This window comes from Pseudarthrobacter sp. BIM B-2242 (assembly GCF_014764445.1).
Lineage (GTDB): Bacteria > Actinomycetota > Actinomycetes > Actinomycetales > Micrococcaceae > Arthrobacter > Arthrobacter luteus_A.
Genome location: NZ_CP061721.1, coordinates 3,412,614 through 3,426,159, shown reverse-complemented (window position 1 = coordinate 3,426,159; position 13,546 = coordinate 3,412,614). Strand labels below are relative to the sequence as shown.

9 protein-coding genes and 1 pseudogene are annotated in these 13,546 nt (G+C 65.5%); 7 read left to right on the top strand and 3 right to left on the bottom strand.

The genetic code is table 11. The annotated features are described in order from the left end of the window. Positions 1-31 precede the first annotated feature (31 nt). The 4 genes from IDT60_RS15810 (at position 32) to IDT60_RS15795 (ending at position 4,616) form a co-directional block, all read left to right on the top strand. Positions 32-1,561, top strand: coding sequence for a Gfo/Idh/MocA family protein (locus tag IDT60_RS15810; RefSeq protein WP_191079769.1), 1,530 nt, complete (start codon positions 32-34; stop codon positions 1,559-1,561). A gap of 66 nt (positions 1,562-1,627) precedes the next feature. Continuing rightward, a complete protein-coding gene (locus IDT60_RS15805) occupies positions 1,628-2,596 on the top strand; it encodes an NAD(P)-dependent oxidoreductase (RefSeq protein ID WP_191079768.1) in 969 nt (322 codons plus the stop codon). Then, positions 2,593-3,498: a 5-dehydro-4-deoxyglucarate dehydratase gene (locus IDT60_RS15800; RefSeq protein ID WP_191079767.1), complete on the top strand. Its 906-nt coding sequence runs from the start codon at positions 2,593-2,595 to the stop codon at positions 3,496-3,498. The genes IDT60_RS15805 and IDT60_RS15800 overlap by 4 nt, the downstream gene beginning before the upstream one ends. Beyond that, the gene (locus tag IDT60_RS15795; protein WP_191079766.1) at positions 3,498-4,616 is read left to right on the top strand and encodes a mandelate racemase/muconate lactonizing enzyme family protein; all 1,119 of its coding nucleotides are present in this window, start codon (positions 3,498-3,500) and stop codon (positions 4,614-4,616) included. Before IDT60_RS15800 ends, IDT60_RS15795 begins: the two co-directional genes overlap by 1 nt. Positions 4,617-4,884: 268 nt before the next feature. On the opposite strand, the pseudogene IDT60_RS15790 reads toward IDT60_RS15795, so the two are convergent. From IDT60_RS15790 to IDT60_RS15780, 3 genes and pseudogenes are all read right to left on the bottom strand, one after another. Next, positions 4,885-6,097: pseudogene (locus tag IDT60_RS15790) on the bottom strand (IS3 family transposase). A gap of 117 nt (positions 6,098-6,214) precedes the next feature. Continuing rightward, positions 6,215-7,372 (bottom strand): Xaa-Pro peptidase family protein, encoded by a 1,158-nt coding sequence (locus IDT60_RS15785; protein ID WP_223883751.1) that lies wholly within the window; start codon positions 7,370-7,372, stop codon positions 6,215-6,217. Positions 7,373-7,394: 22 nt separating this feature from the next. Beyond that, entirely contained in the window at positions 7,395-9,437 is a 2,043-nt protein-coding gene (locus IDT60_RS15780; RefSeq protein ID WP_191079765.1) for a DUF6807 family protein, read from the bottom strand. Positions 9,438-9,996: 559 nt separating this feature from the next. Between IDT60_RS15780 and IDT60_RS15775 the strand changes: the two genes are divergently transcribed. The 3 genes from IDT60_RS15775 to IDT60_RS15765 all read left to right on the top strand — a co-directional run bounded on the left by IDT60_RS15775 (position 9,997) and on the right by IDT60_RS15765 (position 13,338). Next, on the top strand, positions 9,997-10,941 hold the full coding sequence (locus tag IDT60_RS15775) for a carbohydrate ABC transporter permease (RefSeq protein WP_191079764.1): 945 nt from the start codon (positions 9,997-9,999) through the stop codon (positions 10,939-10,941). Next, a complete protein-coding gene (locus IDT60_RS15770) occupies positions 10,931-11,881 on the top strand; it encodes a carbohydrate ABC transporter permease (RefSeq protein ID WP_191079763.1) in 951 nt (316 codons plus the stop codon). The genes IDT60_RS15775 and IDT60_RS15770 overlap by 11 nt, the downstream gene beginning before the upstream one ends. Positions 11,882-11,979: 98 nt before the next feature. Further along, positions 11,980-13,338, top strand: a complete 1,359-nt coding sequence (locus tag IDT60_RS15765) for an ABC transporter substrate-binding protein (RefSeq protein ID WP_191079762.1) — start codon at positions 11,980-11,982, stop codon at positions 13,336-13,338. The last annotated feature ends 208 nt before the right edge of the window (positions 13,339-13,546 follow it).

Sequence of the window (13,546 nt, the reverse complement as noted above, 5' to 3'; positions counted from 1 at the left end):
GCCGCGTATTGAGCTTTCGAAAGGGACCCCCATGGTCAACACCGCCGAACCGAGCACCGCCGCCGATTCCAGTCCCGTCCCGTTGCCCGGCGCAGCAGCCAGCGCAGGAACAGGCAGCGCAGGAACCGGCAGCGCAGCCGGAACCGCGGCCCGCAGCGCACAGACCGAAACAGCCCTGGAAGCCGGCGCGCGCACCAAAGCCCGCCTCGCGCTGATCGGCACCGGCGGCCGCTCCGAGATGTACATCCGCGCCGTTTACGGGAAGCACGCCGACACCGCGGAGCTCGTTGCGTTCTCCGACCTCAACCCCGGCCGCGTGGAGTACTACCAGAAACTCATCCAGGAACTGGGGGCGCCCGCTCCCGTGGCTACCTTCGATCCCGCGGACCTCACAGCGTTCATCCAGGCGAACAACGTCGACCGCGTCGTGGTGACCACGCCGGACTACACCCACGCGGACTACATCGTGGAGGCACTCGAGGCGGGTGCCGACGTCGTGGTCGAAAAGCCGTTGACCATCGACGCTGACGGCTGCCGCCGCATCACCAAAGCGGTGGCAGAGACCGGCCGCAACGTGGTGGTCACCTTCAACTACAGGTATTCGCCGCGCAACAGCGCACTCAAAGAGATTATCCAGAGCGGCGTGATCGGCAAGGTTACATCCATCGACTTCAGCTGGGTCCTGGACACCGTCCACGGCGCAGACTACTTCCGCCGCTGGCACCGTGAAAAGAAGAACTCCGGCGGCCTGCTGATCCACAAGGCATCGCACCACTTCGACCTGGTCAACTGGTGGATTGACGATGTTCCCGAGCGGGTCTTCGCCTCCGGCGGGCTGCAGTTCTATGGCGACAGGAATGCCGCCGAGCGCGGACTTGGTCCCCGTCCGGAACGCGGAACGCCCGACGCCGGAAGCCCGGGTGCGCGGGACAGCTCAGCCGAAAAGGACCCCTTCGTGCTGGACCTCCGTGACGATGAGCGGCTCAAGGCACTTTTCCTGGACAACGAACACTATGACGGGTACCGCCGCGACCAGGACGTCTTCACCGGCGGCATCACCATCGAGGACAACCTTGCCCTCGTGGTCGAATACCAGGGCGGACCGCGGCTGAGCTACTCCCTGAATGCCCACAGCCCGTGGGAAGGCTACCGCGTGGCCGTCAACGGAACCGAAGGCCGGGCTGAACTGGAGGTGGTGGAACGCGCCGCGGTGGTCAGCAGCACCGATAAGAAGCTGGTGGTGGACCCGAGCGCCACACCCATCGAGGAGGAGGACGCCGTCCGCCGCATCGGCGAACGCCTGGTGGTCCAGCGCCACTGGGAAGCAGCCTATGAGGTGCCCATCGTCAACGGCGAGGGCGGCCACGGCGGCGGCGACGCGCTGCTCCTCTCGGACCTGTTCAACGGTCCCGGCGAGGACCCGCTGGGCCGCCCGTCCGGCTACCTCGACGGACTCCGTTCTGTCTCCGTGGGCATTGCCGGCAACCGCTCCCTGGAATCATCCCTCCCGGTCCGCATCGAGGACCTGGACCTCGGCGCCGACCTCCGCCGCGGCGCCTAGCCCCCGCTCTGACTCGCTGACCGCCGCGGCCTGACCCGCGCAATCCTGACCTACTAAGGAACCACCATGAGCAAAATCTTTGTCACCGGCGGCTCCGGCCGTCTCGGCCGCAGCGTAGTGGCCGGCCTCGCCGAAGCGGGCCATCAGGTCATCTCGGTGGACCGCGACTCGATCCCGGCCGACCAGCTGCCCGCCGGCGTCATACAGGAGACCGGCGACCTGCTGGCGCCAGGGGAGGCGCTGCGCCTCCTCCGGAAGACCGCGCCCGACGCCGTCATCCACCTTGCCGCAATCGCCGTGCCGTTCAGCGCGCCCGAGGACGTCATTTTCGCCAAGAACACGCGTCTCGCCTATGCCGTGATCAGTGCGGCCACGGAACTGGGGATCGGCAAGATCGTCACGGCCAGCAGCCCCACAGTGCTGGGCTATGGATCGCCGGCCGGCTGGTTGCCGGACAGCTTCCCGCTGGATGAGCGCACCGCGCCCAAACCGTGGAACGCCTACGCCCTGTCCAAGCTCATCGCCGAGCAGACCGTGCAGATGTTCGCCGCAGCACAGGGTACGAAGATCCGGTACGCCGCTTTCCGCCCCTGCTACGTCATCTCGCCCGAGGAATGGGACGGCGCCCCCACCCAGCAGGGCCATACCCTTGCCGAACGCCTTGCCGACCCGGCCCTGTCCGCGCCCGCGCTGTTCAACTATGTGGACGCCCGTGACGTCGCAGATTTCCTGGACATCCTCCTGCAGAAGATGGATTCCATCCCCAACGGCGAAACCTTCTTCGTTGGGGCCGCTGACGCCCTGGCCACCGCACCGCTGGCGGAGCTGATGCCCCGCTTCCTGCCGGGAAGCGAAGCGCTCGCCGCCGGACTGACCGGCACCAGCCCCGCTTTCGCCATCACCAAGGCCTTTGAGCTGCTGGGCTGGGAGCCCAAACGCAGCTGGCGGACCGAACTCAAAACAAACACCCACCTCAATGACGAGACGTCCGCTTCACTGGTCACAGCCGGAGCCGGGTCCAAGGAGACACCATGAAATTCGACGGCGTCCTGTTCTTCCCTGTCACCCCGTTCACGCCCGAAGGCGCCGTGGATGTTGACCTTCTCAAGGAGCACATCAGCTCCCGGCTGCCGTACGGCCCGGGCGGTGTGTTCCCCGCCTGCGGCACCGGAGAATTCCACGCCCTCAGCATCGATGAGGTGCGCACCGTGGTAACGGCCGCCGTCGAGGTTGTGGCCGGGAAGGTGCCAGTGGTTGCCGGGGCCGGCGGGCCGCTGGGCCACGCGCTTGCTGCCGCCCGGGTGGCGGAGGAGGCCGGCGCCGACGCACTCCTGGTCCTGCCGCCGTACCTGGTCACCGGCCCCACCGATGGCCTGGTGGCCTACATCGAAGCAGTGGCGGACGCCAGCAGCCTCCCGGTGATCGTGTACCACCGCGGAAACGCCAAGTTCACGGCCGCCTCCGTCGCCAGGCTGGCGGCCAACCCGAAAGTGGCGGGCTTCAAGGACGGGCTCGGCGACGTGGGCCTCGCCCAGGAAATTGTGTCCGCCGTGCGCGCCACGGGACGCGAGGACTTCGCGTTCTTCAACGGCCTGCTGACCGCCGAACTGACGCAGGGTGCCTACCGCGGCCTGGGCATCCCGCTCTATTCGTCAGCTGCGTTCGCCATGGCCCCGGAGATCGCCAAGGCGTACTACGACGCCTACGTGGCCGGTGACGAGGACCGCCGCAACGCGCTGCTGGAGGAGTTCTACGCTCCGCTGGTGCGGCTCCGCGACCAGACGCCAGGCTTCGGCGTCTCCCTGATCAAGGCCGGGCTTCGCCTGGGCGGGCTGCCTGTGGGCCCCGTCCGTCCGCCGCTGGTTGACCCCACTGAAGACCAGCTGGTCCAGCTGAAGTCCATCCTGGCCAGGGGCTACGAGCTGGCTGGCCGCTGATGAGTGCGCCCGCAATGGCTTCCGTCCGGACTGCCCCGGTGATTACGGGGCTGTCCACCCGGCTCCTGACCGTCCCCCTGCGCCGCAGCTGGGGAACTGACGCGCCGGAAAACCATGTGATCGTTACGGAAATCCAGACGGACGACGGCGGCGCAGGGCACGGTTTTTCGTGGACGCCCACCATTGGGCCGCAGGCCGTCAAGGCCCTCCTCGACTACGACATCGCACCTTTTGTGACGGGGCTTCCCGCACATCCGGAGACGGTGTGGGACGCGCTGTGGAAGCGGCTGCATGAGGCAGGCGGCGGGGGACTGACCACCATCGCGATGGCCGGCATCGACCTCGCCCTCTGGGACCTCCAGGCCCGTAGGGCCGCCACCTCGGTCACGGGTCTGCTGGGCCAGCGGCAGGAGTCCGCCGAGGTGTACGGCTCCGGCGTGAACCTGCACTACACGCTTGAGGAACTGGTGGCACAGACCGAACGCTGGGTGGCCGCCGGGCACCGTGCCGTCAAGATCAAAGTGGGCAAGCCGGACATCCGCGAGGATGCCGAGCGCGTTGCGGCCGTCCGTTCCGTGCTCGGCCCGGACCGGAAGCTGATGATCGACGCCAACCAGCGCTGGGACCTGCCCGCCACCTTCAAAGCATTGGACGTGCTGGCGGAGTACGGGCTGGAATGGCTCGAAGAACCCCTCCGTGCGGACGACCTCTGGGCCTACCGCAGGCTGCGGAAGCACTCACCTGTACCTATTGCACTCGGCGAAAACCTGCACACCATCTACCGCTTCCGCGATTTCATCGAGGCGGAGGCGGTGGACATCATCCAGCCCAACATCATCCGGGTGGGCGGCATCACACCGTTCCGGCGGATCGTGGAGCTGGCCCGGACCAACAGCATCCGGGTCATGCCGCACCTGCTGCCCGAACTGTCCGGGCAGCTCGCCCTCACACTGGCCGAAGCCACCCTGGTGGAAGACGTGGAGGATGCGTCCTTCGAGCAGCTGGGCATCCTGGCGGGACCGTCACCGGTCCGCTTCAGCAACAGCCGGGTGGCGCTGGCGGACCAGCCGGGGCTGGGTTTCCGCTTCCGCGACTCCCCGCAACCCTCTCTCACTTAATGTGCATTAAATCCAAACGATCTCTCACTTAATGTTGCTTTGAGCCAAACGCTCCCGCAGTCACAGACTGCGGGAGCGTTATTTGCGTTCGGGTTTTGTTCGTGTTCGCTTCTTGATGAAGACAGGCCACGCGTTCCGAGGTCCAGGAAGTGAGAGAGGATCGCCGGAAAACCCACATTAAGTGAGAGAGGATCGCCGGAAAACCCACATCAAGTGAGAGAGCGTCTGCGGTCGTCAAGTTCTTGAGACAGGTCGTCGTTGTTGTTGGTTAGGCGGCCAGGGTTGTCTGGGCGCTGGTTTGGTGGTTTGTGTGGGCGGTGGCTGGTGGGATGCCGCCGGCTCTGCGGTTGGGCCGGCGGCGGTTGTACCAGCCCTCGATGTAGTCCATCACGGCGGTCCGGGCAGCGAGCCGGGAGCCGAAGCGGTGGTGGTGGTAGAACTCGGTTTTAAGGTGGGAGAAGAAGTTCTCCGCGACTGCGTTGTCCCAGCACACCCCGACTTTGCCCATCGACTGGGTGAGCCCGTGGGCGCCGCACCATGTCTGGAATTCCTCGGAGGTGTACTGGGTGCCGCGGTCGGAGTGGAAGACCACAGAATCCTCGGCGAAGCGGCCGTGGTTCCGGGCCATCTTCAGGGCCGCGGTACACAGGCTGGCGCGCATGTGTTCGGCCATGGCCCAGCCGATGACCATTCCGGAAAACAGGTCGATGACGGTGGCCAGATACAGCCAGCCCTCACCGGTGCGCAGGTAGGTGATGTCGCCGACCAGCCGGGTCCCTGGCACGGCGGAGGTGAATCGCGTTTGCCCTGGTCATCGAGCATGTGGTTCTCGATGTGGGCGGTCTTGGCCTGGGGGTCCTGGACCGTGGTCCGTTTCCAGGCCTGGGTGCGGATGGCCCGCAGGCCGTTCTGGCGCATGATGGCCCCGACGGTCGGGGCCGAGACCTTGGTCCCGGCCGCGTTCAGCAAGAGCGTCAGTTGGTCCCGCCCGGCACGGCCCCCTTCCTTCTCATATAGGCCGGCTACCGCACTGGTCAGGTCCTCATGCCGCACGGCGCGCGGTGAAGGCCCAGCGGGGTTCCGCCACCGGTAGAAAGAGGCTCGGGAAACCTTCAACGCCCGGCACAGCCACACCACGGAATGGTTGGCCTTCTCCGCTTCGATGAACTCGTAGAAGTCCTCTACTTTTGCTTCGCGGCAAAGAAGGCGCTGACTTTTCCCAGGAACTCGACCTCGGCCCTCAAACGCTCATTTTCGGCCAAGGCCTTCTGATGCTCATCCCACGCCACCGGGCCCCGGTCCTCAGGAGGAACAGTGGCGTTTGGTTGGCGTTCCCGATGCCGGTGAAGCCAGTTCCCCAGCGTGCTCTCCTTCACCCCGATTTCCTCAGCGACCTGCTTCACCGAACGGTTTGTGGACAAAACCAGCCGCACTGCTTCCTCACGGAAAGCGGCATCGTATTTTCTTCTGGGCGTGGTCATCTGAAGCAAAGCTCCCATCAAGCTGTCTCAGAAAACCATACGGCCGCAGTCGCCGGAAAACCCACGTTAAGTGAGAGAGCGTTCCAGGGGCGGGCGGGGGCGGGTGGTAGCAGGGGGCTACAGCTGGAGAGTGACCGGCCGCTGCAGGCCGTTGACCGTCGTAGTCGGCCAGCGGTCATCCACGGTCAGGACTTTGAGGCCCGACTCCATGAGCTGCACGGTGTCCTCGATCTTCACTCCCGGTCCCGAGGGGTTCCACGTAAACGGCTGGCCCATGACCACGGTGTCGGTGACCGCGGCGGTGACGCGCGGGTCCCGCCCCGCATATCCTGCGGGGCCGCCCTGGTGGTGCTGCTCCCACTGATCTGCGCCGAAACCGTGCCGGACGTAGGCTGCCTGAATCTCGCCGAAAATCGCATCCAGCCGGGCGCCGGGAACGGTCGCATCAAAGATGTCCGCCTCCACCGCAGCGATGCGGGCCTCGGCGTCGAGCTCGTCAGGAGTGCCGGCGTCGAACCTTACCCAGCGGGTGATGTTGGCAACCAGGCCGTCCCGGCGGGCGCACATCACGGCCATGGCACGGCGGCCCAAAGGCGAGTGTGTAGCCAGCGGGTGGCGGAACTCGCTGCGGGAGCTGCCGTTGCACAGCAGCACCAGCGGCTCAGCACCCGCCGCCACCACTCGGGCGGCCAGCGCGGACACCAGCTCGAATTCCGTGGTGTCCGGCCGTGCGTCGGACAGGACATCGGTCATGATGCCCGCGAGTTCCGCGCTCAGGTTTGCGTAGCGTGCGCTCTCGCCCGGCAGCAGCTGCTGACGGGCGGCCCTCAGCTCGGTTGCCACCGCGGCCTCAGCGAGTGGCACTGCCGCAGCGCCCGAAGAACGCCCGACGGCGGCAGCAGCCTCGTGCAGATTCCCGTACCAGGGCACCGCGTGGAGTGAGACTCCGGCAGGAAGCTCCTCGGCCGCGACCCTGCCGGCCTCGTTGTTGAACGTCACGAGGTGGTCGCCCTCCCGGTCCACGAGCAGCGCGGCGATGGGATCGCCGGCCAGGCTGATGTGCACGCGGCTGCCGTCGAGATACCAGGTCAGTGCCGTGTGTGTTGTCAGCAGCAGCGAGTCCTGCCCCTTGGCATCCAGGATGTCCAGGACCCTGCGCCGCTTGATGGCACGGTCCTTCGCCGAGGCGGGTGCCGTGCGGCGGAACTGGTCCGCGGGGTCTGCGGCTGCATTCAGCAGGGACGGCGGCGTGACGACGGTGGTTGTCTGGCTCATGATGGGGTCCCCTGTGGTCTGGTCAAAGTTTTGATATCAAGGTCTCGATGTCGTCGGTGCCCAAAAATCCGTCGGCGATAAACACGGTGACGCTCCGCCGGACCGGTGTGCCGGGCTCGGCAATTACCGGCGCATCCCAAGCGAGCGACTGCCCCACGCCCGGGTAGCCGTCCACGCGCACAAACCACGGGTCATGGGAGCCCTCAGCGGCGACGAACACCAAAGTGGCGGCGCTGCCGGCAAAAGCGCCGGACCAGGCAAGCCACGGCGTCACGGTCCCGTGCACGGCTGACTCGCCGGTCAGGGTATTCCCGGCTGCATCTGGCGCCCACACGGTGGCTCCGGAGCATTCGGGGAGGCGCCAGAAGAACCCGCCGTATCCGCCTTGGGCGCGGCCGTTGGAGCCCGGGCTGCCCAGGCTGACGGGATGGCGGCCGGCGGGGGAGAGCGCGAAGTCCAGCGTGAGCCGCCAAACGGAAGGCGCGACGGCGGCCCACGTCCAGATGCGCTGTTCTGTCAGGATGGGAGCGCCGTCGGGACCGTTCCAGGACAGTTTTTCCGCCAGGGAACCGTCCCGCTCGAGCGGTTCACCCAACCGGACGATGCTGCCGTGATCCGGGCGCCAGACGTATTCGCCCGCCGCGCGGGTATAAGTGCGGCCGCCCCAAAAGTTGACGCCGTCCACATCCTGCAGGGCCACGCCGACACCGAGGTGCCACACGTGGTCGAGCGGCTGGTGATCCGTGACGACGGTCCCGGCCAGTGTGCGGACGGGATGAAGGTAGGGCCGCGGAGAGGAAACGGAGCGGATGCGGCTGCCGTCCTGGAAGGCGGCCACAGGATGACCGTCCAAGACGAAGCTTCGGGACGCCGGAAGGCTGCGTGCCCACGGAACGCCCAGTTCCGCGAAGGTGGCCTGTGCCTTGGCCGCGCGGTCCATCACCTCGGGAAGATTGTGGACGACAGGGTGCGCGTCGTCACCGTCGCCCTCCCAGGTGACATGATCGGCGCCGATTTCCTGGGGCTCCGGGGACGTCCGGATGGCTTCGAGTACCGACGTGAACGCGCCGGTATCCGCCAGGGAACACAGCAGCGGAGTCCCGGTCTGCCGCGCGGCGAGCAGGTTCTCCAGCAGATCGGTCCGGCCGAAGGTTTCACGGCGCTCGCCGTCGCGGGTGGTGGTGACCACCTCGTCTTCGGTGTAGAAAAACGTGATGTCGCCCAGCGTGCCGTGGACCGTCACCGAGGGATTCTGCTGTTCCGGGGCGCAGAGCGTGAGGGCGCACAGCAGTGTCCGGCCGGCGGTGGTGCGGACGCGGATTACCGAGGTGTCATCGCTCTGGGTGGTGTGGGCACGGTAGAGGTCGGTCTCCACGGAAGCCACATCTGCGGTGGTGTGTGCGCCTGCCATGTGGAGTCCGGTGGCTACCGCATGTGCCAGCGCGTTGGTGGCCACGCCGTCCACCACATCGGTGCCGTCCAGGCTGCGTTTGCCGGCCCAGCGCGAACGCGTGAAGTACCCCCTGGTCCGCACCCACCTGCCCTGGGCGCTCAGCCCCAGGACGTCGCCAATCCCGCCAGAGTCGATGGCCCTGCGGATCGCGGGGAGGGCGTGCGATCCCAGGCTCTGGAACCCCACTTGGACCAGCTGTCCCGACGCATCCGCCGCGGCCAGCAGGTCCTGGAACTGTGCCATGGACGCCACCGGGGGCTTTTCCACGTAGATGTCGGACCCGGCCGTGAGCGCGGCCAGCGCAAGCGGTGCGTGCGTCTGGATAGGCGTGGCAAGAATGACCACGTCAGGGGCTGCGCCGGCGGCCAGAAGCTGGTCCAGTGTGTTGAAGACCGCCACAGAACCGGGGAGAGTGCCGTCCTGCGGGGGGTAGGGATCGGCCACTGCCACGAGCTCGACGACGCCGGCCGCCTGGAGCCCAGTCAGGTTGGCCCGGTGCCTCTCGCCAAAGCCGTGCACGCCTACCAAAGCGATGCGCGGAGGCGCTGTAGGGGCAGAAGCCCCGGGCCCGACGGTGTGGCGGGCGGCCTGCTTGGCCGATTGCTGAATCATCAGGATCCTTGGGGCTAGTGGTGAACGGGGCTGGGAGGAGGTGACGTCGTCGTACGTTTACTCCCGGTGTCATTCCCATTACAGACTTCTGGCGCAGAAACGTCACTGTTAGAGGCAGACAAAGCCGGTGGCTGAGTCAGCGGACCCGTTTCGGAAAACGCTTTCTCAAAAATTAGCAAAAGCCTGTACAGCAGTCAAGAAACCGTTTACTTTGGTAGGGAACCGCTTTCCCGCAGACCGCGGGACGGTGGCAGGATCCGGGCCGGCGCCTCTTAGCCGGATACGGACAGAATCCGCCATCGGAAGCGGTATGGCAACGGATCGCATGGGTTGATGACCCGGTTGCGGTCATCCGATCTGCGGGTCTACCCGGACTGCGCACTCACCCGAACCGGCGGATTCACCCTGCCGGAGCGATCAACACCACGTGGAGGGCCACGATGACCAAAGGAGACCATATGGCCGCTAACCAGAAACCCGGGGCTCTGCGCCCGGCGGGACCGTCCCCGGAAGGCGTGCTGGCTGCAGCAGCCCGGCGGGGCGACAGCAGGGCGCCAGTATGAGCGCCATTGGTGAACTCTCAACGCTCAAGCGCCGCAAGGGGCCGATGACGGCTGAGGAGAAGAAGGCTAACGGCCGGGACAACAAGGCCGCGTACATCTTCCTGCTGCCATGGCTGGTAGGCCTGGTGGCCATCACCATCGGACCGATGCTGATGTCGCTGTACCTGTCCTTTACGGACTACAACCTCCTGCAGCCGCCGGAATGGACCGGCCTGGACAACTTCATCCGGATGTTCACCGACGCCCGGCTGCACAACTCGCTGGGCGTGACGTTCACGTACGTCTTTGTTGGTGTGCCGCTGCAGCTCGCAGTGGCCCTGCTGATCGCGCTGGTGCTGGACAAGGGCCTGCGCGGCCTGCCGTTCTACCGCTCGGTCTTCTACCTGCCGTCCCTGCTGGGCGGTTCGGTGGCGGTGGCTATCCTGTGGAAGCAGATCTTCGGCACCACCGGCCTGGTCAACCAGGCGCTGGCCCTTGTTGGCATCCAGGGCCCGGGCTGGATCTCCGACCCGAGCACGGCGCTGGGCTCCATTGTCCTGCTCCACGTGTGGACCTTCGGCGCCCCCATGATCATCTTCCTGGCCGGCCTCCGGCAGATCCCGGTGATGTACTACGAAGCCGCCAAGGTTGACGGCGCCACCACGCTTCAGCAGTTCTGGAAGATCACGCTGCCGATGCTCAGCCCCATCATCTTCTTCAACCTTGTGCTGCAGATCATCGGATCGTTCCAGTCCTTCACCCAGGCGTTCATCGTCTCGGGCGGCAACGGCGGGCCGTCGGACTCCACGATGTTCTTCACGCTGTACCTGTACCAGAAGGGCTTCGGCCAGTTCGACATGGGCTACGCCTCGGCCATGGCCTGGTTCCTGTTGGTCATCATCGGTGTATTCACCGCCATCAACTTCATCGCTGCAAAGTATTGGGTTTTCTATGACGACTAAACTTGAGACGCTGCCCGCCCCGGATAAGAACAATGCCGGCGCCGGTACGCCAACGAACCACCGCAAGCCCAAGAAGGCCCGCGAATCCCGCGGAACCCTCGCGTTCAGCCGCTCGGCCCGCACCAAGGCGCTGATCAAGCACGCCATCCTGATCCTGGCCGGCGGCTTGATGATCTACCCGCTGCTGTGGATGGTGGTGTCCTCCCTGCGGCCCAATGACCTGATTTTCAAGGATCCCGGACTCTGGCTAAGCACCCTGGAAATGAGCAACTACACGGACGGCTGGTCCGCGCTGACGCATCCGTTCGGGCACTACATGCTCAACTCGGCCATCGTGGTGATCGGCTCCATCCTGGGCAACCTCATCTCATGCTCGATGGCCGCCTACGCGTTTGCCCGGCTGCAGTTCAGTGGCAAGAAGCTCTTCTTCGGCATCATGCTGCTGACCATCATGCTGCCGTTCCACGTGGTGATTGTGCCGCAGTACATTCTGTTTTCGCAGATCGGCTGGGTGAACACGTTCTGGCCGCTCATCGTGCCCAAGCTCCTGGCAACGGACGCATTCTTTGTCTTCCTGATGGTCCAGTTCATCCGCGGCATCCCGAAGGACCTCGATGAGGCCGCGCGGATCGACGGCGCCGGCCACCCGCGCATCTTCCTGCGGGTGATCCTGCCGCTGATGGTGCCGGCCCTCGCCACCACCACCATCTTCACCTTCATCTGGACCTGGAACGATTTCTTCGGCGCCCTTATCTACCTGACCGATCCGGACATGTTCACAGTCCCCGTAGCTCTTCGCGCCTTTGTGGATGCGCAGTCCGCCACCAGCTGGGGATCGCTGTTCGCGATGTCCATCGTCTCGCTGCTGCCGGTGTTCCTCGTGTTCCTCTTTGGCCAGCGGTTCCTGATCAAGGGCATCGCCACCACGGGCATCAAATAACCTCTTGTAATACAAGTCATAGACTTGTAGCATTAGATCAAGAAAACGCTTTCTCATCCATTCCTTCCTCACGAGATCAAAGAAGATCGGAGTATCCAGTGCCGCTTTTTCCCCGCTCTGACGCTGCTGGCAACCAAAGTCCGGCAGCTGCGTCACCCTCCGGCGCACGCCGCCGCTTCCGTAAGACAGGCGCGGTAGCCGCGGCAGCCGCCGTCGTCATGGCCCTTAGCGCCTGCGGCGGGGGAGCCGCCCCGCAGAGTGACGGCGGACCCGTTGAACTGCGCTTCTCCTGGTGGGGAAGCGACAAGCGGGCCCAGGTCACACAGGCCGCCATCGCCGCCTTCGAGGCAGAGAATCCCAACATCAAGATCAAGCCCGAGTACGGCGACTGGAGCGGTTACTGGGACAAGCTGGCCACCCAGGTTGCTGCCAACGATGCCCCGGACATCATCCAGATGGACGAGAAGTACATCACCGAGTACTCAACCCGCGGTGCGCTCCTGGACCTCTCCAAGTACGAGATCGACACGTCAAAGCTTGACGAGGCAGCCCTCAACGCCGGCAAGAGTGAGAAGGGCCTGACGGGCATCGCGGCCGGCATCAATGCCGCCACCATTCTGGCCAATCCGGAAGTCTTCAAGGCCGCCGGGGTTGAACTCCCGGACGACACGACCTGGACCTGGGACGACTTCGCGCGCATTTCCGCCGAAGTGACCGCCAACTCGCCGAAGGGCACCTACGGTGCCGCCGCCTATGGCACGGATGAAGCCTCGCTCGGCGTCTGGCTCCGGCAGAACGGCAAGTCCCTGTACACCTCCGACGGCAAGCTCGGCTTCGAGCCGGGCGACATCGCCGGGTGGTGGGCAAACCTGAAGGAGCTCAGCGAGAACAAGGCTGTGCCCACGGCGTCTGAGGTTGTGGAAGCCGAGGCCGCCCCGCTCGATCAGAGTGGCCTGGCCGTCGGCAAGAACGGGCTCGCGTTCTGGTGGTCCAACCAGCTGCCGGCACTGGAGAAGGCTGCGGGTTCGGACCTGCAGATCCTCCGCTTCCCGTCCACCACGGGCAAAGCTGCCGATGCGCAGCTCTGGTACAAGGCTTCCCAGTTCTGGTCGGCTTCATCGCGCACCAAGCACCCTGAGGAAACCGCCAAGTTCATCAACTTCCTGGCCAACAGTGAAAAGGCCGGCGAGGCCCTGCTGGCAGACCGCGGTGTGTACCCCAACTCGGACGTCCGCGCAGCGATCGAGCCGAAGCTCACCCCCGCCGATATCAAGGTGGTCAAGTTCATCGATCAGATCAAGGATGAGCTCGGCGAGGCTCCCGCACCGCCGCCGAAGGGCGCCGGCGCCATCCAGGAGATCGTCAAGCGTTACACCTCCGAAGTCCTCTTCAACCGACTCTCCACTGACGACGCGGGCAAGAAGGCACACGACGAAATGAAGTCCGCAATCAGCTAAGGACGCGCCAGTGCATCCCTCCGGGCGCCTCTGACGGGACCTGGGGCGCATGCAGGAAGCGTACGACGGCGGGTTGTCACCACTGCCCCGGCCGGAACCTTTGGGTTCCGGCCGGGGCAGCCGTGTTTAAGGACGTTGCCCCGCAAGAGTGCTTCTTGAGACCAGGTCGAAAGTGCCCGCGGAGTCGTGGCGGGTTTGCTGGCTGCAT

What these genes read in the sequence shown, in the direction of transcription:
- IDT60_RS15800 (WP_191079767.1), top strand. Translation starts at nt 2,593, where the DNA reads ATGAAATTCGACGGCGTCCTGTTCTTCCCTGTCACCCCGTTCACGCCC.
- IDT60_RS15805 (WP_191079768.1), top strand. Translation starts at nt 1,628, where the DNA reads ATGAGCAAAATCTTTGTCACCGGCGGCTCCGGCCGTCTCGGCCGCAGC.
- IDT60_RS15770 (WP_191079763.1), top strand. Translation starts at nt 10,931, where the DNA reads ATGACGACTAAACTTGAGACGCTGCCCGCCCCGGATAAGAACAATGCC.
- IDT60_RS15775 (WP_191079764.1), top strand. Translation starts at nt 9,997, where the DNA reads ATGAGCGCCATTGGTGAACTCTCAACGCTCAAGCGCCGCAAGGGGCCG.
- IDT60_RS15795 (WP_191079766.1), top strand. Translation starts at nt 3,498, where the DNA reads ATGAGTGCGCCCGCAATGGCTTCCGTCCGGACTGCCCCGGTGATTACG.
- IDT60_RS15810 (WP_191079769.1), top strand. Translation starts at nt 32, where the DNA reads ATGGTCAACACCGCCGAACCGAGCACCGCCGCCGATTCCAGTCCCGTC.
- IDT60_RS15785 (WP_223883751.1), bottom strand. Translation starts at nt 7,372, where the DNA reads ATGAGCCAGACAACCACCGTCGTCACGCCGCCGTCCCTGCTGAATGCA.
- IDT60_RS15780 (WP_191079765.1), bottom strand. Translation starts at nt 9,437, where the DNA reads ATGATTCAGCAATCGGCCAAGCAGGCCGCCCGCCACACCGTCGGGCCC.